The sequence below is a fragment of the Streptomyces pinistramenti genome, assembly GCF_020564935.1.
Lineage (GTDB): Bacteria > Actinomycetota > Actinomycetes > Streptomycetales > Streptomycetaceae > Streptomyces > Streptomyces pinistramenti.
In genome coordinates, this window is record NZ_JAJCXB010000017.1 from 48,918 (window position 1) to 73,567 (window position 24,650).

Below are 24,650 nucleotides of genomic sequence, written 5' to 3' on the forward strand. Positions count from 1 at the left end.
CTCCTAGGCCGCGCTCGAAGTCCACTGCAACTCCCTACGGACGCGGTGTTGCCACGACCCCTTGAATTCGCCTCTGTGGTCCGGTGCTTTGTTGCTGGTCGGGAGGTGAGTCGATGCCGGAGCCCCCGGCCCGCTCCCGTGGTGTGGGGGCGGGCCGGGGTTCGTGTGTGCCCCGGGCCGGGTGGGTTACTTCTGCCAGCCGACCGTTTCCGGGAGGGGGGTGTAGAAGATGGTTGCGCCGACGTTGGCGAGGCCCTTTTTGACGCCGTAGGTCGAGGGGCCGCTGTAGAGCGGCAGGAAGGCGTACTGCTGGAGTGCCTTCTGTTCGACCTTGTTGACGGCTGCGGCCTGCTTGCCGAGGTCGGCGATCTCGGTGGTGGCGCGGACTTCCTTGTCCAGGGCCGGTGTGCCGGAGCCGGTGATGTTGGCGTCGCGGTCCGAGCAGTAGAAGTCGCACAGGTAGCGGGCGCCGAACGGGTCCATGGAGCGGTTGCCCGAGAGGAAGAGGTCGAACCTGCGGTCACTGATGATCTTGGCGAAGTCCGCGTCGTCGCCCTTCTTGATGACGAGGTGGATGCCGACGGGCTTCAGCATGGCGGCGAAGGCGCCGGCGGTGGCCTTGCCCAGCGGGTCGTCGCCGAGGAGCGTGTAGCCGACTTCGAGCTTCTTGCCGTTCTTGACGCGGATGCCGTCCGCCCCGGGCTTCCAGCCCGCCGCGTCGAGCGTCTTGGCGGCCTCGTCCGGCGCGTGCTTCAGCACGGCCGACACGTTGTCCTCGTAGCCCTTCTGGAAGCTGAAGAGGACGGCGGAGCCGGGCAGCGGCTCCTTGTAGTCGAGTCCCTGGAACTGGATTCTCGCGATCTGCGGGCGGTCGATGCTCTCCACGATGGCCTTGCGGACGGCCGTCTCCGAGAGGATCGAGGATTTCGTGTTGAGGTGGAGCGAGTACTCGAAGGGGCTGCCGCCGCTGCGGATCTCCGTGCCCTTGAGGCCCTTGATCTGCTTGAGGCTCTCCGCGTCGACGGCTGAGGTGTAGTCGAGCTGGCCGTTCTTGAAGGCGTTGACCGCCGCCGTCGACTCCAGGTTGACGTACACGCGCTTGTCGAGCTTGCCCTTCTTGCCCCACCACTTCGGGTTGCGGACGAAGGTGATGTTGCCGGAGTGCGTGTCCCACGTGCCGACCGTGTACGGGCCCGCGCCCCACTCCGGGTGGGCCTTCTTGACGTACGCCTTGTTGAAGTTGCCGACGGTGGCGGCCTTGGGGTGCAGGAAGGTGGTGAACAGGGTCGGCCAGGAGGCGTTGACGCCCTTGAAGTTGATGACGGCCTGCTTGGCGTCGGCGCCCTTCTCGACCGAGGTGATCCGGTCGTAGCCGTCCGTGGACGAGGCGGCGAAGTCCTTGTCCGAGCCGTTGTTGGCCTTCCAGGTGGCCTTGATCGCCGTCCAGTCGATCGGGGTGCCGTCGTTGAAGGTGGCCTTCGGGTTGATCGTCAGGGTGACCTTCTGGTCGCCGCCTTCGACGGTGACCTTCACGTCGCTGTAGTAGTCGGGGTTGTACTGCACCTCGCCGGTCGGCGCGTACGTGATCGCGTCGGCGTTGTACCAGCCCCAGACCCGGGACGCGGTCAGCGTGGCATTGACGTTGAACGGGTTGCCCTGGTCGTCGAAGGTCCCGGCGGTGGTGTAGGTGCCACCGTCCTTGATCTTGTCGTACGGCTGGGGGTTGTAGTCGACGGCGGCGGATGCGGCCTTGGGGTTCTTGTCCGGCCCTGCCGCGTCCTTGCCGGGGGACTGGCACGCGGTGGCGGCGACGGAGATGGCGGCGACGAGGGCAACGGGGAGGACCAGCCGTGCGCGCATGGCGAAAGGGTTCCTTCTGGTTCGGTGGAGCGGGGAGGGAAGCAGCTTGGTGGCGGGCCGGGATGTCCGGACCGCGGAAGGCCGGAGTGGTCTCAGACGGCGTGGCAGGCGTACTGGTGGCCGGGCTGCCCGGCCACGTCGACCGGCGCGGGGCGTTCCGTGCGGCAGCGCCGGCGCACTTCCTCGTCGGCGAGGCGGTGGAGCGGGCAGCGGTCCACGAAGACGCACCCCGCGGGCACCCGGGTCGCGCTCGGCTGCTCGCCCTCCAGGACGACGCGTTCCCGGGCGCGTTCGCGCTGCGGATCGGGCACCGGGATCGCGGACAGCAGCGCGCGGGTGTACGGGTGCTTCGGATCGGAGAAGAGCGTTTCGGTGTCGCCGGTCTCGACGATGTGGCCCAGGTACATCACCGCGATGCGGTCGGAGATGTACCGGACCACGGCCAGGTCGTGGGCGACCACGAGGTAGGCGAGGGCGAGTTCGCGCTTGAGCCGGGCCAGGAGGTTGATCACCCCGGCCTGCACCGACACGTCGAGGGCCGAGAGCGGTTCGTCGAGGACGAGCAGTCTGGGCTCCGTCGCGAGGGCGCGGGCGATGCCGACCCGCTGGCGCTGGCCGCCGGAGAGAGCGGCCGGGAAGCGGTCGCTCACCGCCTCGTCCAGGCCGACCAGGGCCAGCAGTTCACGGATACGGGAGCGGATCGACTCGCGGTCCCGCCCGATGGCCTGCAGGGGTTCGGCGAGCAGCTGGAAGACGGGCAGCCGCGGGTCCAGGGCGTCCAGCGGGTCCTGCATGACGATCTGTACGTCCCGCCGCAACTCCCGTATCCGCGCGGCCGATCCGACCGCACCGACGTCGGTGCCGGCGATCTCGATCCGGCCGCCCTCGGGCTGCTTGAGCCGGAGGATCTCCAGCAGTGTCGTGGTCTTGCCGCTGCCCGACTCGCCGACCAGGCCCAGGGTCTCCCCGGCCCGCAGCTCGAAGCTCACCCGGTTGACGGCGTGCAGCGTCCCGACCCGGCGCTTGAGGACGGCGCCCTTGGTGACGGGGAAGGTCTTGACGAGGTCCTCGACACGGAGCACCACGTCGCCGGTCGCGGCGCGGCCGGAGTGGGGCTCCTGGGCATCGCCTGTGACGGTCCCGGCCGGATCCAGCGATCCGTCGGCTATCTCGTCGGCGCGCAGGCAGGCCACATCGCCGTGCCCGGTGATCCCGCGCAGCTCGGGTTCGGCGGCCCGGCACGCGTCGAGCGCGACGGCGCACCGGCTCGCGAAGGGGCAGCCGGCCGGGAGGTCCACGAGCGCGGGCGGCTCCCCGCCGATCGGGGCCAGCGGCCGGTGGACACCGCTGTCCACGGTCGGCACGGCGGCGAGCAGCCGCGCGGTGTACGGCATGACCGGCCGGCGGAACAGTTCGTCCACACCGGCCCGTTCCACGAAGCGGCCCGCGTACATGACGGCGATGTCGTCCGCGTGTCCCGCGACGACCCCGAGGTCGTGGGTGATGAGGACGAGACCGGCGCCCGTCTCCTTCTGCGCCAGTCGCAGGACGTCGAGGATCTGGGCCTGCACGGTGACGTCGAGGGCGGTGGTGGGCTCGTCGGCGACGAGAACGGACGGCTTGTTGGCGATGGCCAGGGCGATCACGACGCGCTGGCGCATGCCGCCGGAGAACTCGTGCGGGAAGGATCCGGCCCGGTTGCGCGGGTCGGGGATGCCGACGAGATCGAGCAGTTCGACGGCCTGTTCCCAGGCTGCCCGTTTCGTCAGGTCCTGGTGGATCCGCAGGGTGTCGGCGAGCAGTCTGCCCACGGAGAAGATCGGCGTGAGTGCGGACAGCGGGTCCTGGAAGACCATGCCGATGGACTTGCCGCGTACGTCGGAGAGCGCCTTGTCGCCGAGGCCGGCCAGGTCGCGTCCGCCGAGCAGCACCTGGCCCCGCAGGCCGGCGGAGGGCGGCAGCAGGCCCATGATGCCCATCGCGGTGGCCGACTTGCCCGAGCCGGACTCGCCGACGACGCCGAGGGTGCGGCCCGGCAGCAGGTCGAAGCTGACGCCGCGCACCGCCTCGACGGGCCCGGACTCGGAGGGGAAGGAGATCCGCAGGTCCCGCACCGAGAGCACGGGGGCGGGGGTGCCGGTCGGCAGGGATGTCCTGGGCCGGGTCGTCGCACGGGTCATCGTCGGCCTCCAGCGGCGCCGGTCACGGATGTGGGGTCCAGGGCGTCGCGCAGTCCGTCGCCGATGAAGGTCATCGACACGGTCAGCAGGACGACCAGGCCCGCGGGGAAGGCGAAGAGCCAGGGGGCGCTCGTGACGGTGCTCGCGCCGTCCGCGAGCATCGTGCCGAGGGAGACGTCCGGGGTCTGGACGCCGAATCCGAGGAAGGACAGGGCGGTTTCGCTCAGTACGGTCGCGACGACACCCAGCGTCAGGTTGACGATCAGGAGCGAGCCGAGGTTGGGGATGAGATGGCGCAGGATGATGCGCAGCGCGCCGACGCCCATGAACTCGGCGGCCGTCACGTAGTCCCGTTCGCGCAGTGAGGTCGAGACGGACCAGATCACCCGGGCCGTGGACATCCAGCCGAACACCGTCAGGACGACGATGAGGACCCGCCAGTCGCCGGCCAGGCGGTGGGAGACCAGGGCGAGGATGAGGAACGAGGGGACGACGAGCAGGAAGTGGATGACGGCGAGCGTCGCCCGCTCGACCCGGCCTCCGAAGTACGCGGCGCCGGAGCCGATGACCGCGGCGACGACGATGGTCAGGACGGAGACGCTCACGGCGATCACCAGGGAGCGCTGGAGTCCGTGCACGGCGGAGGCGTAGACGTCGTTGCCGCCCTGGTTGGTGCCGAACCAGTGGGCGGCGCTCGGCGGTTGAGTGAGTGCGGCGAAGTCCGCGTCGGAGTGGGTGTACGGCGTGAACAGGCCGCCGAACGCGCTGAACAGCACCAGCAGGACGAAGATCACCACGCCGGCGACCGCGAGGCGGTTGCGCAGGAAGCGCCGCAGGTAGAGCCGGCCGAGGCCGAGGTTCCGGCCGTTCTTCCACGCAGGGGGCGCCGCTTCCGGCGGTCGGTCGGCCGCCGCGCCGGACGGGGCGCCGTAGGTCACGTCTGTCGCCACGTCAGCTCACTCTCACTCTCGGGTCGAGGAAGACCGTGGCGATGTCCGCGAGAATCGCGCCGACCGCGGTCAGGGCGGCCGCGAAGGCGGCTGTCGCGACCGTGCCGTGCACGTCGTTCTTGCTGATGGTCTGGATGAAGTAGCGGCCCATGCCGTTCCAGCCGAAGATCGTCTCGGTGATGACGGCGCCGGTGAAGAGGGCCGGGACGCTGAACGCCACGGATGTCGCCGTCGGAATGAGCGCGGTCCGCAGCGCGTGCCTGCGGATCGCCTGGGCCCGGGTGAGCCCGGTGGCGCGGGCGGTGCGGACGAAGTCGGCGTTGATCGTGTCGAGCAGGAGGGAACGCTGCGTCAGGTGATATCCGACGTACCCCATCAGGGTCAGCGTCAGGGTCGGGAGGATCAGGTGCAGGAGGCGGTCCCCGATCGTCGGGAGCAGCCCTTCGACGTTCGGTGAGTTCTCCCCGGCGACGTAGAGGAAGTGCAGCCCGGCGTGCTGGTTCAGCCAGATGGCGACGAAGACCACGGCGAGCGCGGCGACGGACGTCGGAATGTTGAACACCGCGATGGAAACGGCCTGGGAAATCCGGTCGGCCCAGCCGTATTGCCGCGATGCCGTGTAGACACCCAGCATGACGCCGATCACCACGGACAGAATCGTCGCGATGACGACCAACTCCGCGCTGACGAGGGACCGGTAGCCGATTTCCCCGTTGACGGAGACGCCGGTGGGGGATTTTCCCCAGTCGAAGTCGAGGACGACAGAGGTGAGCCAGTCCCACCACCGCCGCACGATCGGCACCTGCGGGTCCAGGTTGTACGGAGCGAGAGCCCGGTCGATCTGGATCTCGCTCCGTACGGGCCGCAGCTCCTTGAAATTCGACCGCGGGTCCAGGAACCAACTGGCCAGAAAGTAGGTCGCGTTCGTCGCGACCACGATCATCAGGAGCCACCCTGTCGCCTTGCGCGTCACATAGCGCAGCACGCCCGGCACCTCCTCTTTCCACGCACGGGGCGCGCCGAGGAGGCGCCGGGTCTGAGGGACGTATGCATGCGCCGCGGAGCTTTCTGGAGAGACGGAATACCAGCACAAACGTGCGATCTTCAGTCTGGTCCGCACTCCGGTGACGGCACCAGATCTCGGCCATTTCCGCCACGAGACTGACATGCCGCTGTAGCAAATAGTCAGTTCCCCGACCTGACCTCGGACGACGCGTGCCTGCATTGCAGGAGAGAAGCCGTGCCGGATCCAGCCCCGGCTTTAGGCCGCCGCGCTATCGGAGAATATTCCGATCCGCCCCACACATTGCCTCGTCACTCAACTCCCATCAACTCCCTTATGGGTGTGCTGAATTCACTACGGGATGATGCCCTGTTCCCGGGCCATCTCCTTGGCCATGCGCGGAGCGGTCCACAGCGTCGGGAGCATGATGAAGCCGACGGGCACGGCCGTGATGACGATGAACGACTGCAGCGCGGTGATGCCGCCGTCGCCGACGAGGATGAGCACCGCGGCCGCCGCGCCCATGAGCAGGGCCCAGAAGGCGCGGACCGCACGGGTGGGTTCGCCGAACTTCGTTCCGGCGGCGGCGATGCTGTACGACATCGAGTCGGTGGTGGTCACCACGAACGTGATGGTCAGCAGGAGCAGCGCGACCGCGACCACAGCGCCCATCGGGAGCTGCTCGGCCATGGAGATGACGGCGGCGTCCATGCCGACGGCCTTGAGCGGGCCCGAGATGACGCCGGGGCTCTGCTGTTCCAGGAAGATGCCGGTGCCCCCGAACACGGTGAACCAGAACATGGTGGCCAGCGGCGGGATGACCGCGGTGGAGACCACGAGGTCACGCACCGTACGGCCCTTGGAGATGCGCGCCACGAAGATGGACATCAGGGGCCCGTAGCCGAGGAACCAGCCGAAGAAGAAGACCGTCCAGGAGCCGAGCCACGCGTGGTCGCCCCGGTTGAGCGCCAGCGGCACGAAGTCCCGCACGTACTGGCCGAATCCGCCGAGGAAGGAATCGAGCACGAAGCCGAGCGAGCCGAGCACCAGGAAGACGGCCATCAGGGCGACCGCGAGCCAGATGTTGGCCTTGCTGAAGAACTGGATGCCGCGGTTGACGCCACTGGCGACGGACAGGACGGCGACGACGGTCAGCAGGACGATGACGCCGAGCTGCACCGGGTAGCCGCCGGAAATGCCGAACACCTTGGAGAGGCCGTAGGAGACCTGGAGTCCGAGGAAGCCGATCGGCCCGACGGTCCCGGCCACCACGGCGATGACGCAGACGATGTCGACAGCGGCTCCCAGCCGGGAGTGCCGGATCCGCTCACCGAGGAAGGGGTACAGCAGCGTCCTCGGGCGCAGCGGCATGCCGCGCTCCTGGCCCCGCATCATCACGATCGAGGCGAGGGTGCCGAGTACGGCCCAGGCGAGGAAGCCCCAGTGCGCGAAGCTCTGGGAGAGCGCCGCATTCGCCGCCTGCTGGGTGCCGCTCTTGACGCCGTCGTAGAACGGGGGCGTCTCGACGTAGTGCTGCACGGGCTCGCCGGCGGCGAAGAAGACGCCGCCGCCCGCGAGCAGCGTCGACATGATCATCGCGACCCACTGGAACCTGCCGTACTCCGGGCGCGCCCCGGCACCGCCCAGCCGCACCTTCCCGTACCGGGAGAAACCCAGCCACAGCGCGACGCCGAACGTGCCGAGCAGCAGCACCTGCCACAGCGGGCCGAACCAGCGCGCGACGAAGGCGAAGACGGCGGCCACCGCGTCGCCCGTGGCCGTGGGCGCGATCAGCGCGGCCAGGACGAAGGCGATGAGCAGCCCGCCGCTGACGGCGAGCACCGGGATGTCGGTGCGTCCGCGGTCTCCGGGAGGCGGCGTGGCCGCCGTATGGCACCCGTCGCCGCTGTCCGCGGCCGGCTCCCTCCCGGTGGGGGCGGCCGCGTCGGTGGCGATTCGGGCAGGGGAAGTCGGCATGAGGTTCCTTGCTCAGGGGGCATTCGCGCGGGGTCGATCGCGCAGCGGGCATGACGCACCGCAAGGACGCACGCGCTCACGGGACGCAGGACCGCTCGGTGCGCGGGTCGCAGGGAAGGCTGCTACCCATGGGGCGATGTGGTCAAATTCCGGACAGTCACCCCAAACCCCTCGACGGCCACTCCGACCTGCGGATCTGCGCCATGAAAAGGGCGCGGCGCTTGACGAGGATCACTCCGTCTCGCCGAGCACGGCCCGTCCGGCAGTCCGGGGAAATCCGCGAGGAGAATGCGGGCCGGATCGTTCCGGGCGAGGAGCTGCAGACGGCCCCACCACAGAGGTCTCTCCCCCGAGACAGGGGATCTTGCCGGACGTACGGGCGGACGGGCCGGCGCGACGGTCAGCGCAGAAGGAGTGCGCTGTCCCAGCCGCTGGCGGGGGGCTTGTCGGTGGCGAAGGCGTGGAGGGCCAGGGCGATGCCTGCGGTGCCGGTGAGGAGGCCGGGGCTGTCGGCGGGGCGGTGGGCGTGGTCGGTGAGGAGTTGGGTGGCGAGGGTGTCGCGGTGGGTGGTCAGGCGGGGGTCGTGGCTGGAGGTGGCGAGGGTGTGGGTGATGAGGAGGAGGCCGGCGCGGCCGTGGCAGAGGGGGTTGTCCGTCACGCGGCGGGGGTGGTCGAGGTCGGTGGCGAGGGCGTCGACCGCGGTCTGCTGGAGGTCGGGGCGCTGGAGGGCCTGGCCTGCGCGGTAAAGGGCGCAGGCGGTGCCGGGGGTGCCGTAGCACCAGGCGCTGCGGCCGGGCGGGGGCGGCGGGGTGCCGTACCGCTCCAGGGGGATCAGTGCGGGCCAGCCGCCCCCCGTGGTGCGTCGGGTGAGCAGTTCCTGGGCGAGGCCGGAGACGGCTCGGCGTAGTCCGGGGGTGGAGGCGCCGGCGAGGAGGGCGGCCGACAGGACCGCGAGGGGGCCGCTGATGCCGTGTGCCAGGCCGAAGTTGACGTGGCCGCGGGGGAATGCCGGGTCGGGGCTGCCGTCGGGTCCTGCGGGCGACCACCAGCCCGGTACCGGCCTGCCGTGCAGGGTCAGCGGGCGGGTGAGGCGGACCAGGTAGGCCAGCGCTTCGGACAGGGCCCCCTGGTGTGTGGCCTGCCGTGCCAGCAGCAGCCTGGTCAGTCCGGTGACGCCGTTGATCAGGTCGTACCGGGAGCAGGGCACTCCGGCGCGGTTCTGGGCGAGGCGGGTGCGTTCTTCCTTGAGGGCGCGGTGCAGGGCGGCGTCGAGTACGGGGTCGAGGCGTCCGAGCAGACCGGCGTAGTGCTGCGGGGCCTGCCTGGCGGTGTGGGCGGCGAAGGCCAGTGCCGGGACGCCGTGGTAGAGGCCGGGGCGGGCCGGGCCGGGCAGGTGGGCGGCCGCGGCGGCCAGGTGGGCGTGGGCCGCGGGCCGCAACGCCGGCTCGTGGTGGGCGAGTTCGGCGAAGAGCAGCGTGAGGCCGGGGTGCCCGGCGTCCAGGCTCAGCGGGGACCAGGCCGGGGCGGTCGCGGCGGTGCGTTCGGGGTCGGCCAGCCGTCCGGCGATCTCGGCCGCGGCCTCGGCGGCGCGGGCGCGCAGCGGACCCGTGGGCGTCACCGGGTGTGCCGGATGCGATCGGTGTGTGCCTGGGTGGCGCCGCGGGCGACGGCGTGGGCGAGGCGTTCGGCGTCCCGGTCGGCGCCGGTCAGGCGGTTGTGGTGCATGTGCAGCAGGGAGCTGAGTACGTGGTCGGGGTCGGACCAGGAGCGGCTGCCGAGGCCGCGCAGGAGGTGCCCGTAGCGGGCGGTCTCCTCCGCGCGGTGGTCCCACAGGGCGCGCAGCGGCGCGTCGGCGGCGGGGCCAGGGCCGGCGCGGTACGGGTCGACCAGGGGCAGGGCCTGGCGGCGGTGCCGGCGGAAGGTCCGCTGCAGCTCCTCGTCCTTGGGGATCGTCCGCAGCAACCAGGCCGCGCCGCCGGGGAGTTGGGCCAGGTCCTGTGCCCGGTCACGTCCCGGCGCGTGGGTGTCGGCCTCGCCGCCCTCGGCCGGCAGGTGGAAGGCGCGGGCCAGGTCCGCGAAGCCGGCGGCCGCGAGCAGCAGGGGTTCGGTGCCGTCCTGGCGGGCGTAGCGGCGCCGCAGGTGTTCCAGGACGGCGACGCTGTCGGCGTGGAAGACCCGCTCGGCGGCGGCCATGGCCTCGGGGCCGCCGTAGCGCTCCAGCTCCGGGTCGTAGCTGTCCCACACCACGCGGCCGGTCAGGCCGCCCGTGTGCAGTGCCGTGGCCCTCTCGTGCAGGAGGGGCAGCAGGTCCCGCGCCAGCACGTCCTGCGGGGCGTGGAAGCGCAGCCGCAGGTGCGGGCCCGCGGCGTCTTCGTAGCGCAGGAAGAACCAGCGGTCGACCTGGTCCGGCAACTGGCCGAGCAACGGCGGCAGATGGGCGGCGAGGAGTTCCTCGTGCCGCTCGGCGGGGGTGTAGAGGCAGACCTGGAGCCACTCGCCGCCCGGCAGGTGCACGGTGCCGGGCGGGCGCGCGGGGGCGGGACGGCGCGGGGCCGGTACGGCGGCGGGCGGGGCCTGGCGGGGACCGGGGTCTTTCGTTCGGGCGCTGCGCAGGGGGATGACCACCTCGGCGTGGTGCGGGCCATCGGGCCCGTGCAGCCAGCCGTCGGGGAGCCCGGCGGCGTCGGCGGGGGTCTCGCGCAGCTCGGCCTGGTCGGTGCGCAGCAGCTCGTGCCGCAGGAGCTGCGGGTGGCCCGGCAGGGTCAGATCGAGGGAGACGAAGCGGTCCGCCCAGCCGACCTGCACCCGGTCGGGGACGCGCCAGCGCTGCTGCCAGTCGCGGAAGGTCTCCCACCACTGGGCGAACGAGGGCTCTGCGGCGCGGAGTGGGGTGTCGGGGCGCCAGCGTGCCGGGCTCAGCACGGTGCGGCCGTAGCGGACCCGTGGCAGGTGGGGCAGGATCTCGGCGCCGCCCCAGTGCCACATCTGCCAGCGGCGCCGCCCGCTCGCGGTGATCTCGCAGACGAAGCGTGCCGCGTTGGGCAGGTCCCACTTCGGGTTGAGCATGTGGAAGACGGCGGGGTCCACCCGGCGGCCGGTGGCGGCGTCGGCCAGCTGGAGCCCGTCCCGGTCGGCGCGTACGGACAGGTGGCGCGGGTCGAGCACCGTGGGGTCGTCGGGGTCGGCGAAGCAGCCCACCGGCAGGAGGCGGTCCAGCCACTGCGGCACCTGCGCGACGTTGCCGACCCGCGACCTGCCGGGGCGGAAGGCGACCTGGGCGCGCAGGGAATCACCGTGGCCATCCCCGTCCTCGGCGCGTACCAGTGCGGCGAGTTCGGCGTCGGCGCCCTCGCCGAGCAGGTAGCCGAACCGGCCCAGCAGCGCCCCGGCCTGCCGGGAGCCGTTGGCCGGCACGAGCCGGAAGTCGCCGCGGGCCAGCGCGTCGGTGTCCGCGGCCAGCAGGTGGGCTCCCACCTCCCGCGACTCCGGGGGCCTGCCGCCGTCCTTGGCGAGGAGGCGTACGGCGGGGTGGTCGTCGTGCAGTACGACCTCGGACTCGCCTGTCAAGAGGGCCTGTTGGGCCAGTTCGGCCAGGACGCGGTCGCGTGCCGCGTCCGGTGTGGCGGGCGGGGCGGTGCGCGGACTGGGCGGCCGCCGGTAGCCGGCCGGTGCGCCCAGGCCGGTGTCCGGGTCGAGCAGTTCGGTCAGCGGCACGAGGCGGTCGGTGCCGTAGCGCTTCAGGAACGCCAGGTGGTACTCGCGCAGGTGCTCGGGGCCCGCCGTGTCGGGGGCCAGGCGCCACAGCAGGTCGGCGGCGCGGGCGGCCTCTTCGGCGACGCCGGCGGGCAGCCGCGCCTCGGCGTCCAGCGCGAGATCGACCTGGAGCAGGTCGGGCCGCTCGTACAGGCCCCGCATCCGCGCGGTGACCTTCTCCAGGGCCGCACCGCCACCGAGCGGGGAGGCCGCGTACTGCGCCAGCTCTTCCTGTATGGCGATGAGTTCCGCACGTTCCGGGAGCGCCTGGGGGGAGACCCCGGCACAGACGCGCAGCACGTGTCCGAGCGGGTCGGTCTCCTCCAGCGGCGGCCGCGCATCGGTCAGCAGGATCTCCTTGCCGACCAGCTGCACCAGTACGCCGTCCACCGCCTCCGCGGTCGCGCCGGGGAACCGCGCCAGCAGCTTTTGGGCCAGCTCCGCGCCGGACACCGGGCGGCGGGCCAGCTCCAGGACGGCCGCGACCACGGCCGAATGCCGCAGGCTCACCTCCTGGACGGTGCGCGCGCCGCCGTCCGCGCCCTCTTCCTGGGCGGACTGCGGCACGTACGGCAGCACCAGCCGTCCGCCGCGCACCCGGCACAGCGCGTTGGCCACCACGTGCAGTGCGTGCAGCACACCGGGGCGCCGCTCCCAGGCGGCCACGAGGCCGGTCAGCCACTCGCGGTCGGGGCGCACCACCCGGCGGTGCGCAGCGCCGAAGCGCACCTTCGGCGGCTCGCCCGGTCCGGCGAAGCGCACCGGGGCGACGCCCGCCATCAGCCCGAACGGGGTGGCGCGGGTGCTCATCCGCAGCCGGTAGGAGGCCAACGCCCGTACCGCGCGGCGCAGTTGCACGAGGCTCGCGTCCTGCCCGGCGTCGAGCACCCGGCGCAGCAGGCCGGCCAGGGAGGGGCTGGAGACCTCCACGGCCTCGCGGACCAGCGGGTCGGCCGCCAGCGTGCGCAGCGCGGCGGTCAGCCCGGCGGCCTCGTCCGCCCCGGGGTCCGGGGCGGGCAGGGCGAGACGGGCGGCGTGCACCGGGTGGACCGGGGCGCGCAGCATACCGATGCCGGCGGCCTGGAAGTAGGACTGCTGGGACACCTTCGGGCGCTCCTCACCTCCGGCGCGGGGCCGACGCGCCGCGCCCTGCTACCGGCGACGTGGTCAAGGGCCGGGGCCCGCCGGCCGCACACCGACGGGCCCCGGAACTGCCGGATCAGTGGCAGATGAAGGTGATCACCGAGGTCGTCTCGGCCTTGGCGTCGGTGTCCTCGTTGCCGGCCTCGGGCTCGGCGATGAGCTCGCGGATGTCGAGGTCGAAGTCTTCCAGCATGGCGGTAGGCATTTCAGCTCTCCTGTCGTGGGAAATGGGAGGGGTGGTGCACAGCGGGGAAATGACACACCGCAGGCCGGAAAACCCGGCACATTCCGGCGAACTCCCCTGTGCTGCATGCCCTTTGAACAGGCGTTCGCCACCGTAGATCTGGCGGATTCCGGCTGTCAACAGTCACCGGAGGATTAACGGAGTGCTTACTTCGCGCAAATTGAATGCCGCCCGCCCATATGCCTGCATCCGCTCGTGGCGATGAGTGGGTAAACGCCGGACCCACACACATTGCACAAAAGAAGTGACGTAGATCTTGATGATCGCAGGGGCGCATCGTTGCGCATCAGGGCACGTCGGGGGTGTGTGGGACGGCGGCTCGGCGCCCGTACGGGAGGCCGGACGCCGGGCGCTCCACGCCACCGGAACGGCGGCCTGACCCGCCACGGAGGGACGGGGTTTTCGATCCCGGCGGACCGTCCCGGGAAGCTCTTCAGGCGCCGCACTCGCGAATTCCGACCCATCACTAAAGGGGCTGATTGCCTCGCGGATTTCCGGCGGTGGATGTCCCATAAACCTGACGCTGGATGTCCCCGTAATGAGGCCGACGAGGGGACGGCGGGAAGCCGCGGGAGGGCGGACGTCCCGATACCGGGCCGGTGCGTGGATTCCTGGCAAGCGCCGGTCGCGGGAATCGGCCACGGCGCGAGCGTCGGCCGTCCGGGCGGGCAGGCCGTCCGCCGTGCCGCCCGAGCGGGCCGCCGTACCGGCACCCGCCGGTACGGTCGTGGGCCCGGCGAAACCCCTATCTGTCCATCTGGCCAGTCGCTAAGATATGGGCCTGAATCAGCGTCAACTCTTGGCATCTGGGCCAGAGTTCGACGATCGGGGGACAACTGGTGTCCGAATCAGCCATGCCGTACGCCCGCAGTGAAGCCACCCGGCTGCTCTGCGCGGGCGTCTATCTCGACCACACCTTCCGCAGCTCCGTGATCGAACAGCTCGTGCAGCACGAGGAGCGGCCGATCGCGCCATCGGTGGGCGTGGACGCGGTACCGGTCCTCGCGCACGCGCTGCGCGCCCGGAAGCTCGAACTGCCCACCGCCCTCCTGCTGCTGTGCGTCTGGGCGGGCTTCTTCGTCGCCGACTACGCGTTCGGCGTCCCGGTGTCGGGCATGCCCATGGCGTGGCCGCTCGGGTACGGCGCGCTGTGCCTCGTGATGTGGAGCGTGCGGGCGGGCACCGGCCACGGCACCGCCGTCTACACCGTCGACCGGACCACGCTGCGCGCGGCGGTACCGGGGCAGCGGGGCCGGATCCTGGCACTGGCGCCGATCGGCTCCCGGTTGCTGGTGGTGGCGTACTGGGCGTTCGCCGTCTCGGGCTTCGTCTTCGGGTCGGCGGCCAACTGGCCCGCCGTCCTCTTCCCGCTGCTGATCGCGCTGACGGTCTGGCTGCACCGCACCCGCATCTCGGGGGTGCTGCGCAGCGAGCTGGGCCGCGAGGAGTTCGCCGCGCTGCCGCGCGCCGAGCTGCCCGTGCACGAGCGCTACCTGCGGATCGGCGCGGCCGTGGAACGCGAGCAGCACGCCGGGCTCACCATCTACGACCCCTTCCGGCCGTTCATCGGCGTGGGCTCACCGTACGAACCCTGGTCGTTCGCCCTGGAGTTGAAGCGCAGGAAGTCCGCGGATCCGGGCCTGGCGCCGCTCACCAGCGCCCAGGTCATCGAGCTGATCAGGCCGCGGCTTGAGGCGCTGCGGGATGCCGCGGCGGCCACCAGCCTCGACCGGCTCAAGGACATGGAGATCAAGGAGTTCGTGTACCTGCCCGCGGGGGTGGCGCGGGCCGATGTGCCCTACGACGTGGAGACCGTGCAGCAGCACCTGGACGAGGCGGTCGACGAGGGCGGCGAGGCGCGGCGGCACTTCCTGCGGATCAGGGTCGGCGCGGACGAACAGGTCGTGGTGTCGGTGCTGGTGCGCGTCCACACCCAGGGCGGGATGCTCGTCCTGGAGGTCGTGCCGCACGTACTCAACCCGGTGCGGCCCGAGTACCGGGCGGTCGACGTGATCAGCGAGCACAGCACGGAGAACGTGGTCCGCGACGGTGTGCGGGCCCTGCTGAGCGCCCCGACCGCCAGCTTCGCCGCCGCGGTCTCCGCCGGGCGGACCCTGGTATCGGCATTCATGATCTGGCTGGTCGAGCCGGAGCACGCGCTGCCCGACGGGCCGGTGTCGTCGGTGCGGGAGCTGGGCAGCACGCAGGACATCTCGCTCTTCCAGGAGATGGACATCAGCCGGTACGTGAAGACGATCCAGGACCGGATCGCCAGCGGCGTGGGCGACGCGCTCAGCAGCAAGGGCTACGAGACCGAACGCTTCAACCAGCAGGTGGTCCAGGTCAGCGAAGGCAGCGTCTTCATCGGCACGATGAGCGGCGGCGCGGTGGCCGCAGGCGCCGGCGCGAAGGCCCGGCACGGCGCGGGAGGCGAGAACGCGTGACGATCGAACGGAACGAGCCGGACAGCAGGGACGACGGCGAGCGGACGACGGCCCCGGTGCCCGCACCGGCGGACGAAGGCGGCATCTCCATCGGCCTGATGACGGGCGGAGCCGTCGCCCGCGGCGCACGGGCGCGGGCCGAGGACCGTTCCGAGCACACGGGAGCAGCAGGACCCGCGGGCCCGGTCCCGGTGCCCGCGACGCCGCCACGGGCCGGCGTCGCCATCGGGGCGATGACGGGCGGCGCGGTGGCCGCGGGCGCGGAGGCGCACGCGCTGGACGCGTCCCGCCGGCTGGTCACCGTCTCCCCCGAACTGGTGCGGGCGCTCGCGGCACTGCGCGCCGAGCTGCCGCAGGCGGTCGACGGTTCCGCCGACGACGGCATCGGCGAGATCGCGGATCAACTCGCCCTGGTGGAAAGCGGGATGGCGCAGACGCAGCAGGCCGAGCGGGGCCGTCTTCAGCGGCTGCTGGCGCTGTTGACCAGCGGCAGCGCGATTGCCGGCGGGCTGGCGTCGGCGGTCGCCGTCGTCCAGGCGATCTCCGCGTTGCTGGGCTGAGGGGGCCGAGATGAGCTATTGGGACACGGACCGGCAGCGGTGGGTGCGGGGCACCCCGCCCGGAGCGGCACCCGAACGGCCCGATGGTCCGAAGGAAGCGGACCCGGCCGGGCCGGACGAGCCGGCGTCCGAGGGCGCCAAGTGGTCGCACGCCACGCTGCTGACGACCGTGGTCGCGGCGGTCCTGGCGGTGGCCGTGCTGGGCTTCGGCGGCTGGTCGCTGCTGCACCACGACGACAATCCGGGCGGGCCCTCCGGCGCCCTGCCGTCCGGCGGCTCCTTCACCTTCGACCCCGGCGCCGTACCGTCGCAGGAGGAAACGGCCACGCCCGGTGACACCTCCGGCGGCCTGGGCGACCCGTGCAGCGCGACCAACACCACGCTCTCCACCCAGTGGCAACTGGGCACCGGCACCCCCGAAACCGGCCGGAACCTGAAAGCCTGCCACTGGCAGTCGTCGTACGGCAGCTTCACTCTCATGTACTCGTCGGGAACCGTCAGCATCGGCGGGTCGCCGACCCCGATCCCGGTCACCGGCGTGCCGTCCGCCCAGGCCGTGCCCATCCCGAGCGGCAACGGCTGCCTGATCAAGTGGCCCACGTCGTTCGGGCAGATCACGCTCGGCGCCTACCAGGCGAACCGGGCACGGGACATGTGCCGCCTCGCCGCCGCCCTCGGCAGCGCGCTGGCCCCGAGCCTGCCTCGCTGACCGCGGCCGGTCCGCGCGTCACCGGGCGCCGGGCTCCGGGGGCGTGGGGCGCCCCCGGCCGGCGCCGCCCCGCCGCGCCCAGGCGGCAAGGGCGGGCTCGCCGCGGCGGACCGAGCCCGGGGCACGGACGCTGGGGCGCGGGGGCCTGCGGGTGGAGGAACGGAGCTGCCAGGGAACGCTGGTGACCATGACGCCGGGCGCGAACAGCAGCCTGCTCTTGAGCCAGAGGGCCGACTGGTTGTGCAGCAGGTTCTCCCACCAGTGCCCGACGACGTATTCGGGGATGAAGACGCTGATCACGTCGCGGGGGCTGGAGCGGCCGATGGAGCGGACGTATTCGACGACGGGGCGGGTGATTTCGCGGTACGGGGACGCCAGGGTCTTCAGGGGCGTGTCGAAGCCGGCCGCCTCCCATTGCGCGGTGAGGGCGTCGAGTTCACCGCGGTCGACGGCGACGGTGAGGGCTTCGATCGTGTCGGGCCGGGTGGCGCGGGCATAGGCCAGCGCCCGCAGCGTCGGCTTGTGGATCTTGGAGACGAGGACGACGGCGTGCACGCGCGAGGGCAGCACGATCTCCTTCCGCGGGTCGGCGACGGCGAGTTCGTCCGCGGTGTTGTCGTAGTGCCGGCGGATGCCGCGCATCATCAGCCACAGGACCACGGCCGCCATCACCGCCAGATAGGCGCCCTGGAGGAACTTCGTGAGCAGCACGATGACCAGCACCAGGCCGGTGACCACGGCGCCCAGCGCGTTGATGACCCGGGCGAGTTGGTGGCGGCGGCGCACGGCCGGGTCCTGCTCGGTGTGCAGGGCGCGGTTCCAGTGCCTGACCATGCCGGTCTGGGAGAGCGTGAAAGAGGTGAAGACGCCCAGGATGTAGAGGTGGATGAGCTGGGTGACGGAGGCGTGGAAGGCCCAGAGGAGGGCGCCGGCGACCACCGACAGGGCGACGATGCCGTTGGAGAAGGCCAGCCGGTCGCCGCGGGTGTGGAGCTGGCGCGGCAGGTAGCGGTGCTGGGCGAGGATGGACGCCAGCAGGGGGAAGCCGTTGAACGCGGTGTTGGCGGCCAGGACCAGGACCAGGGCGGTGGCGGCCTGGAGGTAGAAGAAGCCGACGCTCTGGTCGCCGCCGAAGACCGCCGCCGCGAGCTGGGCGATGACGGTGCGCTGCGGGGTGCTCGCGCAGTCGCCGCTGAAGCCCGTCAGGCGGCAGGTGTCGTCGGTGATGTGGACGTTCGCGATCAGGGCCAGCGCGGTGATGCCGGAGAACATCACGATCGCGGTCAGGCCCATCACGCTCATCGTGGCGGCGGCGTTCTTCGACTTGGGCTTGCGGAACGCCGGGACGCCGTTGGAGATGGCCTCGACTCCGGTCAGCGCGGTGCAGCCGCTGGAGAACGCCCGCAGGCCCAGCATCAGCAGTGCGAACCCGGCGAGGTGGGCGTCACCCGGGGCGGGCTCGACGCCGTACCGGGCGGATTCCGCCACCGGTGCGTCGCCGATGATCCAGCGGAAGAGGCCCGTGGCACACATGATGAGCACCCCGGCGATGAAGAGGTACGTGGGCGCGGCGAAAGCGCGGCCGGATTCCCGTACCCCGCGCAGATTCACCGTCGCGAGCAGCGCGACGAATACGACCGCCATCACGGTCCGGTATTCGTGGAGGGCCGGAATTGCCGAGATGACGTTGTCCACGCCCGACGCGACGGAGACCGCGACCGTCATCACGTAGTCGACGAGCAGGGACGCCGCCACGACGAGTCCCGCCGACGGGCCGAGGTTGGTCGACACCACCTCGTAGGAGCCGCCGCCCGACGGATACGCGTACACGACCTGGCGGTAGGACAGCACCACCACGGCCAGCAGCGCGACGACGGCGAGCGCCGCCCAGGTGGCCAGGTGCAGGACGGCAAGTCCTGCCAGGGTCAGCACCAGCAGGATCTCCTGCGTGGCGTAGGCGACCGACGACAGCGGGTCGGAGGCGAAAATCGGCAGTGCGAGACGTTTGGGCAGCAGCGTCTCCTGGAGCCCTTCGCTCGGCAGCGCCCGTCCGATGAGTAACCGCTTTACTGCATCCACGATTTTGGCCACGCCGGCGAGCGTAAAGCCACGGCACCGCCCGAATCGGCTCCGGCGCGGCCGGCCCGCCCTTTACCGTCCGCATTTCCACCCTGCGTCACGCCGCCCGCCCCTGCGGATATCGCGGTGCGGCCCGGCGCCCGTCATCCGATGGCGAAGTACCGCAGCCAGAGGTAGCCGGCGGACAGCACGACGGTGACCGCGGTGACGACGAGGCCGTACTTGGTGAACTGCCAGAAGCCGATGGGGTGGCGGTTGCGTTCGGCTATGCCGAGGACGACGACGTTGGCGGATGCGCCGATCGCGGTGGCGTTGCCGCCGAGGTCCGCGCCCAGGGCCAGCGCCCACCACAGGACGTGACCGGCGCCGCCGCCCATGTGGTGGACCAGGTCCTGGGTGATGGGGGCCATGGTCGCGACGTAGGGAATGTTGTCGACGACGCCGGACAGCACGGCGGACGCGCCGAGCAGGACCATCGAGCCGCCGGCTTCATTGCTGCCGATGGCGCCGGCGAGTGCCGTGGAGACCTGGCTGATGACGCCGGTGTCGATGAGGCCGCCGATCATGATGAACAGCCCGGCGAAGAAGGCGAGCGTGGGCCACTCGACCTCTTTCAGCACGTCGCCGGTCTCCACGGACGAGACGGCGACGAGCAGACCGGCGCCGAGGAGCGCGACGATGCTCGGCTCCATGTGCAGCACGGGATGCAGGACGAAACCGGCCACGACCAGCAGGAGCACGACCAGGCCCTGGACGAGCAGCCGGCGGTCTTTGAGGACCTCGCGCTCGTCCAGCTCCATGATCTCGGCGGCGCGTTCCCCGTCGTAGACGAACGTCTTGCGGAAGAGGAAGCGGCACAGGCCGATCAGGACGGCTGTCAGGACCGCGCTCAGAGGGGCCAGGTGGACGAGGAAGTCGTTGAAGGTCAGGCCGCCGCGGCTGGCGATGATGATGTTGGGCGGGTCGCCGACGAGGGTGGCGGTGCCGCCGATGTTCGACGCCAGCACCTCGGCGATCAGGAACGGCGCGACGGGCAGCGCGAGCCGCTCGCACACGAGCAGGGTGACGGGGGCGACGAGCAGCACGGTGGTGACGTTGTCCAGCAGCGCCGAGGCCACCGCCGTGATCACTATCAGCATGACCAGCACCCGGAACGGCCGGGCTCTGGCCCTCTTGACGGCCCAGATCGCGAGGTATTCGAAGATGCCGGTCTTCTTCAGTACGCCGACGATCACCATCATGCCCGTCAGCAGGAAGATGACGTTCCAGTCGATACCGCTGTCCTCGGAGTAGAACGCGGAGACATCGTCGGTCGCCCCGATCGCGAGCATCAGGCCCGCGCCGCCGAGCGCGGCGGCGACCCGGTGCACCTTCTCGCTGATGATCAGGGCGTAGGTGCCGGTGAAGACGGCTATCGCCGCCCAGCTCTGCCAGTCGTTCATGTCTCTCCGAGAAGTCGGTTCACAAGGTGCGAGGCGGTGATCACCCCGATCAGGCGGGTGCGCCGTCCGCGCTCGTCCGTCTCCACCACCGCCACCAGGGGGCTGCGGACCTGTGCCATGAGCGCGGCCACTTCGAGTGCCGTGTCGTCGGGGTCCGCGACCGGCAGCGGGAGTGCCTTGGCGGGCAGGCAGTCGCCGACGCGGCGGCCGGCCAGCGCCCAGCCCAGGCGGTCCGCGTGCTTCTCGTCGATGAGGGCGGCCAGCGCCGGGTCCTCGATGACGTAGTCGGGCACCAGCGTCTTGACCATCTGCGAGGCGGGCAGGATCGCGGCCGGCACGCCGCCGGCGTCGACCACCAGCAGGGCGGGCAGCTGCTGTCCGGCCATCAGCCGGGCGGCGTCGAGTGCGTCGCTGTCGATGCCGACGGACGGGTAGTCGACCGCGAGGTCACGTGCGCGCATGGTGGCTCCTTCGGATTCCGGAATGTCCTGCGCCTCATCGTCATCCGCCACAGGGGCGCCGACGGGGTCATTGACGCGGAACATACGGGCCACCGGAGCAGGGCTTCGCGGCGTACAAGGGGGGAGCGGGGCACCGCGGTGTGTGCGGGTCATGGCAGTTTCGCCCCTCGGTCGGTGAAGAGAGTTCTCCCTCATTCGCCGACCAGGCTTCCCGGCACTCCACCGGCGAACTTACACGACCCCTACGGGTTGTTGACAGGATCCTGACGGCCCCACGGGTGCGCGGAACGCGTCCGGCGCCGGACGCGGGGGGGGGGGGGGGGGGGGGGTGACGGGGAGGCCGTGACGGGTGCGCAGGTGCGGTTTCAGGAGGTGCGGCCCGTGGCCGCGCCGCCGCCGGTGAAGGGCGCGAAGAGGTGGGTGAAGTCCCAGGTGTTCTGCTGGATGCCGGAGCAGTTGTCCGCCGCGGCGCCTCCGGGGCAGCTGCCGTTGTCCCGCTGGAGTGCCCAGAACGAGAGGGTGTTGATGCCCTTGGACACCGCCCAGTCGTAGACCGTCGTGGCGTTGGCCGGGGTGAAGGTCTCGGCGGGCCCGAAGTCGTCGACACCGGGCATCTCCGTGACGCCGACCATGCCCCACAGCTGAGCGGGGGTCTTGTCCGGGTAGAGCGAGGCGAGTTGGTCGTGCAGGCCCTGGGCCGCGGTCTTGGTGTCGGCGGCCATGTCGTGGCTTGCGTTGTCGTAGTAGTCGAACGTCATGAGGTTCACGACGTCCACCCGGGCGCCGTTGCTCACCGCGTTCTGCAGCAGCTCGACGCCGTTGTCGGCCGGGCCCTGGGTGGTCGACGGCAGCGTGTAGGAGATCTCGACCGTGCGCCCGTTGGCCGCCGCCCAGTCCTGGACCTGCTTGACGGCCTTGTTGCGCCGGTCGATGCCGGCCGAGTTGTCCAGCGAGTCGGCCTCGATGTCCATGTCGAGCCGCGAGACGTCGTACGTCGTGATGACCTTCTCGTACGCGGCGGCGATCTTGCCGACGTCGGTACAGCTGTCGGCGATCTCGGTGCCGGTGGTGTCGGCGGTGTAGCCGCCGAAGGAGGGGATGACGTCGCCGCCGTTCTTCTGGATGGTCGTGATGTCCGCGCCGAACGAGGCCGGGTCGATCGGCAGGCCGTCGTCGCCGTTCCAGTACGGCGTGCAGGAGCCCTGCCCGGTGGTCTGGAGGAACGCCATCGTCAGGTGCTTCGCGCCGGAGTCGGCGGCCAGCTTGGCCGGGCTCTCGCCGGTCCACGACTCGAAGTAGGGGGCGAAGACGCGGTGCGGGAGGGGCGTCGCCGCCTGGGCGGGGCCGCCGCCCAGCACGGTCAGGCCCGCCGCGGTCACGGCGGCGACGGTGGCGACAAGGGCCGTTCGGAGCGTGCGCAGCTGTCTCATGTCCGTCCAAGGTGTGAGGAGGTGGACCGCCAATTCCCCCCGTACGCAGCGGCATTGGGTACCGGGATAGCCCTGTCGTCGGGGGCATGTCAATGGATCGGACCACAATAGGACTAGACCAATTCGGACGCCGGAATGCCGCACTCCTGGCCGGGCCGCGCCGAGTGGCCTGGACCAATCACGGACCACATGCGGCCGCACTCCCGCCCCCGTCCGGCCCGCCCGCAGCGGCCCGAACTCCCGTCGCCACCCTCGCCGTCGGTGACCAACGGCACACATACTGATCAGTAGCCTCGCGGTTCCGCGCCCCTAGAGTGAGGCCGCGGCGGACCCGGCGCGGGGCCGCCGGCCACCCTCGATCCGACCAGGGAGTCTGCATGCGCTCTCCGAAGGACTTCTTCCGCCCGCTGGCTGTCGGGGCGCCGACGCCGGTACGTGACGTGCCGTTCCTGCCGTCCCGGATGATCCACTTCTTCGACCCGGGCAACGCGAAGATGGCGGCGAAGGTGCCGTCCATCGCCCCCACCGTCGACGTCCTGCTGGGCAACCTGGAGGACGCGGTCGCCGCCGACCGCAAGGAAGCCGCGCGCACCGGCCTGGTCAGCATCGCCCGGTCCACCGACTTCGGCGACACCCAGCTGTGGACGCGCATCAACAGCCTCGACTCGCCCTGGGCGTTGGACGATCTGCTCACCCTGGTCACCGAGATCGGCGACAAGCTGGACGTCATCATGGTGCCGAAGGTGGAGGGCGCAGCCGACATCCACTACGTCGACCGGCTGCTCGCCCAGCTGGAGGCGAAGGCCGGCGTGCGGCGGCCGATCCTGGTGCACGCGATCCTGGAGACCGCCACCGGAGTCGCCCATGTCGAGGAGATCGCCGGGGCCAGCCCCCGGATGCAGGGCATCTCGCTCGGCCCCGCCGACCTCGCCGCCAGCCGCCGGATGAAGACCACCCGGGTCGGCGGCGGACACCCCGGCTACCTCGTACGCCAGGACCCGCAGCCGGAGCACCCGGACGCGCCGCGGGCCGTCTTCCAGCAGGACCTGTGGCACTACACCCTCGCGCGGATGGTCGACGCCTGCGCGGCGCACGGGATCCTGCCGTATTACGGGCCGTTCGGCGACATCAAGGACACCACCGCCTGCGAGGACCAGTTCCGCAACGCCTTCCTGCTCGGCTGCGTCGGCGCCTGGAGCCTGCACCCGGTGCAGATCGGCATCGCCAAGAAGGTCTTCTCGCCCGCGCCCGCCGACGTTGCCTGGGCCCGCCGGGTCATCGCGGCGATGGGCGACGGCACCGGAGCGGTGATGATCGACGGCAAGATGCAGGACGACGCCACGTACAAGCAGTGCCAGGTCGTCGCCCGCCTCGCCGATACCCTCGCCGCCCGCGACCCCGAGCTGCGCGACGCCTACGCCGCGGCCGGGAAGGAGTGATCACCGTGCCCGACGCGATCCTGCGGCCGCGCCGCTCCGTGCTCTACATGCCCGGCGCCAACGCCCGCGCCCTGGAAAAGGCCAGGTCCCTGCCCGCCGACGCGCTCATCCTCGACCTGGAGGACGCCGTCGCACCCGACGCCAAGGCCGAGGCCAGGCAGCGGGTGGCCGCCGCCGCTGCGTCCGGCGACTACGGCCACCGCGAGGTGACGATCCGGGTCAACGGGCCCGGCACCCCCTGGCACGCCGACGACCTGCGGGCCGCCGCCGAGGCGGGCCCGGACGCCGTCGTCGTGCCCAAGGTGGACTCCGCCGCGACCGTACGGGACGTCGAACGGGCACTGGAGGCGGCGGGTGCCCCGGACCGCACGGCGATCTGGGCGATGGTCGAGACGCCGCGGGCCATGCTGGACGCCCGCGCGGTGGCCGCCGCGAGTGAACGGCTCACCGTGCTGGTGATGGGCACCAACGACCTGGCCAAGGAGCTGCACGCCGAGCACGTGCCCGGCCGGGCGCCGCTGCTGACCGGCCTCTCGCTGGCGCTGCTCGCCGCCCGCGAAAGCGGCAGGGCGATCCTCGACGGCGTCTACAACGACGTGCGCGACCTCGCCGGTTTCGAGGCCGAGTGCGTCCAGGGCCGGCAGTTCGGCTTCGACGGCAAGACGCTCATCCATCCCGCGCAGATCGGCCCGTGCAACGAGGCGTTCGCCCCCTCCCCCGCACAGATCGAACGCTCACGCCGGATCATCGACGCCTTCGACGAGGCCGCCCGCGAGGGCCGCGGCGTCGTCACCGTCGACGGCCGGATGATCGAGAACCTGCACGTCGAGGACGCCCGCCGGATCCTGGCACTCGCCGAGGCGGTAGCGGAGCGATAGCGGACGGGAGCGGCCCGGCCCGGGAGCAACTCCCGGGCCGCGCCGACACGTTGCCCGCCCGTGCCTTCCCCCGCCCCACCTGCACCGTCTCCGGCTCA

At 71.5% G+C, this 24,650-nt stretch carries 16 protein-coding genes and 1 pseudogene; 5 read left to right on the forward strand and 12 right to left on the reverse strand.

Annotated features, from left to right (window positions below):
• Positions 1 to 186: 186 nt before the first annotated feature.
• The 8 genes from LIU39_RS14595 to LIU39_RS34925 all read right to left on the reverse strand — a co-directional run bounded on the left by LIU39_RS14595 (position 187) and on the right by LIU39_RS34925 (position 13,071).
• Positions 187 to 1,860, reverse strand: coding sequence for an ABC transporter family substrate-binding protein (locus LIU39_RS14595; protein ID WP_264482776.1), 1,674 nt, complete (start codon positions 1,858 to 1,860; stop codon positions 187 to 189).
• A gap of 92 nt (positions 1,861 to 1,952) precedes the next feature.
• Positions 1,953 to 4,040 (reverse strand): dipeptide ABC transporter ATP-binding protein, encoded by a 2,088-nt coding sequence (locus tag LIU39_RS14600; RefSeq protein ID WP_227047125.1) that lies wholly within the window; start codon positions 4,038 to 4,040, stop codon positions 1,953 to 1,955.
• The gene (locus LIU39_RS14605) at positions 4,037 to 4,990 is read right to left on the reverse strand and encodes an ABC transporter permease (protein WP_227047126.1); all 954 of its coding nucleotides are present in this window, start codon (positions 4,988 to 4,990) and stop codon (positions 4,037 to 4,039) included. The genes LIU39_RS14600 and LIU39_RS14605 overlap by 4 nt, the downstream gene beginning before the upstream one ends.
• Position 4,991: 1 nt before the next feature.
• Positions 4,992 to 5,975: an ABC transporter permease gene (locus LIU39_RS14610; protein ID WP_227047127.1), complete on the reverse strand. Its 984-nt coding sequence runs from the start codon at positions 5,973 to 5,975 to the stop codon at positions 4,992 to 4,994.
• A 372-nt stretch (positions 5,976 to 6,347) separates the two neighbouring features.
• Positions 6,348 to 7,970, reverse strand: a complete 1,623-nt coding sequence (locus LIU39_RS14615; RefSeq protein WP_227047128.1) for a BCCT family transporter — start codon at positions 7,968 to 7,970, stop codon at positions 6,348 to 6,350.
• A gap of 400 nt (positions 7,971 to 8,370) precedes the next feature.
• A complete protein-coding gene (locus LIU39_RS14620; RefSeq protein ID WP_227047129.1) occupies positions 8,371 to 9,588 on the reverse strand; it encodes a lanthionine synthetase C family protein in 1,218 nt (405 codons plus the stop codon).
• Positions 9,585 to 12,827 (reverse strand): lantibiotic dehydratase, encoded by a 3,243-nt coding sequence (locus LIU39_RS14625; protein ID WP_227047130.1) that lies wholly within the window; start codon positions 12,825 to 12,827, stop codon positions 9,585 to 9,587. The genes LIU39_RS14620 and LIU39_RS14625 overlap by 4 nt, the downstream gene beginning before the upstream one ends.
• 115 nt (positions 12,828 to 12,942) lie before the next feature.
• Positions 12,943 to 13,071 carry a hypothetical protein gene (locus LIU39_RS34925; protein ID WP_264482777.1) on the reverse strand — a complete coding sequence of 43 codons (129 nt, stop codon included), beginning with the start codon at positions 13,069 to 13,071 and terminating at the stop codon, positions 12,943 to 12,945.
• Positions 13,072 to 13,949: 878 nt separating this feature from the next.
• Here LIU39_RS34925 and LIU39_RS14630 point away from each other — a divergent pair.
• The 3 genes from LIU39_RS14630 to LIU39_RS14640 are packed head-to-tail and all read left to right on the forward strand — an operon-like array spanning position 13,950 to position 16,823.
• On the forward strand, positions 13,950 to 15,554 hold the full coding sequence (locus tag LIU39_RS14630) for an AbeC-like domain-containing protein (protein WP_227047131.1): 1,605 nt from the start codon (positions 13,950 to 13,952) through the stop codon (positions 15,552 to 15,554).
• Complete coding sequence (locus LIU39_RS14635) at positions 15,551 to 16,114, forward strand: hypothetical protein (RefSeq protein WP_227047132.1); 564 nt, start codon at positions 15,551 to 15,553, stop codon at positions 16,112 to 16,114. The genes LIU39_RS14630 and LIU39_RS14635 overlap by 4 nt, the downstream gene beginning before the upstream one ends.
• 10 nt (positions 16,115 to 16,124) lie before the next feature.
• A complete protein-coding gene (locus LIU39_RS14640) occupies positions 16,125 to 16,823 on the forward strand; it encodes a hypothetical protein (protein WP_227047133.1) in 699 nt (232 codons plus the stop codon).
• Between the two features lie 18 nt (positions 16,824 to 16,841).
• On the opposite strand, the gene LIU39_RS14645 is transcribed toward LIU39_RS14640, so the two are convergent.
• From LIU39_RS14645 to LIU39_RS14660, 4 genes and pseudogenes are all read right to left on the reverse strand, one after another.
• Complete coding sequence (locus LIU39_RS14645; RefSeq protein WP_227047134.1) at positions 16,842 to 18,914, reverse strand: APC family permease; 2,073 nt, start codon at positions 18,912 to 18,914, stop codon at positions 16,842 to 16,844.
• Positions 18,915 to 19,045: 131 nt separating this feature from the next.
• Complete coding sequence (locus LIU39_RS14650) at positions 19,046 to 20,344, reverse strand: ArsB/NhaD family transporter (RefSeq protein ID WP_227047135.1); 1,299 nt, start codon at positions 20,342 to 20,344, stop codon at positions 19,046 to 19,048.
• Positions 20,341 to 20,805 carry a CBS domain-containing protein gene (locus LIU39_RS14655; RefSeq protein ID WP_227047136.1) on the reverse strand — a complete coding sequence of 155 codons (465 nt, stop codon included), beginning with the start codon at positions 20,803 to 20,805 and terminating at the stop codon, positions 20,341 to 20,343. The genes LIU39_RS14650 and LIU39_RS14655 overlap by 4 nt, the downstream gene beginning before the upstream one ends.
• A gap of 383 nt (positions 20,806 to 21,188) precedes the next feature.
• A pseudogene (locus tag LIU39_RS14660) lies at positions 21,189 to 22,235 on the reverse strand (chitinase); the annotation flags it as partial.
• Positions 22,236 to 22,612: 377 nt separating this feature from the next.
• Between LIU39_RS14660 and LIU39_RS14665 the strand changes: the two are divergent.
• A complete protein-coding gene (locus LIU39_RS14665) occupies positions 22,613 to 23,674 on the forward strand; it encodes an HpcH/HpaI aldolase/citrate lyase family protein (RefSeq protein WP_227047137.1) in 1,062 nt (353 codons plus the stop codon).
• 5 nt (positions 23,675 to 23,679) lie between these two features.
• Positions 23,680 to 24,552 carry an HpcH/HpaI aldolase/citrate lyase family protein gene (locus LIU39_RS14670; RefSeq protein WP_308409381.1) on the forward strand — a complete coding sequence of 291 codons (873 nt, stop codon included), beginning with the start codon at positions 23,680 to 23,682 and terminating at the stop codon, positions 24,550 to 24,552.
• Positions 24,553 to 24,650 lie beyond the last annotated feature (98 nt).

Bases quoted from the DNA above. Each gene is read 5' to 3' on its own strand.
- LIU39_RS14595 (WP_264482776.1), bottom strand. From the start codon at position 1,860: ATGCGCGCACGGCTGGTCCTCCCCGTTGCCCTCGTCGCCGCCATCTCC.
- LIU39_RS14600 (WP_227047125.1), bottom strand. From the start codon at position 4,040: ATGACCCGTGCGACGACCCGGCCCAGGACATCCCTGCCGACCGGCACC.
- LIU39_RS14615 (WP_227047128.1), bottom strand. From the start codon at position 7,970: ATGCCGACTTCCCCTGCCCGAATCGCCACCGACGCGGCCGCCCCCACC.
- LIU39_RS34925 (WP_264482777.1), bottom strand. From the start codon at position 13,071: ATGCCTACCGCCATGCTGGAAGACTTCGACCTCGACATCCGCGAGCTC.
- LIU39_RS14640 (WP_227047133.1), top strand. From the start codon at position 16,125: ATGAGCTATTGGGACACGGACCGGCAGCGGTGGGTGCGGGGCACCCCG.
- LIU39_RS14650 (WP_227047135.1), bottom strand. From the start codon at position 20,344: ATGAACGACTGGCAGAGCTGGGCGGCGATAGCCGTCTTCACCGGCACC.
- LIU39_RS14655 (WP_227047136.1), bottom strand. From the start codon at position 20,805: ATGCGCGCACGTGACCTCGCGGTCGACTACCCGTCCGTCGGCATCGAC.
- LIU39_RS14665 (WP_227047137.1), top strand. From the start codon at position 22,613: ATGCGCTCTCCGAAGGACTTCTTCCGCCCGCTGGCTGTCGGGGCGCCG.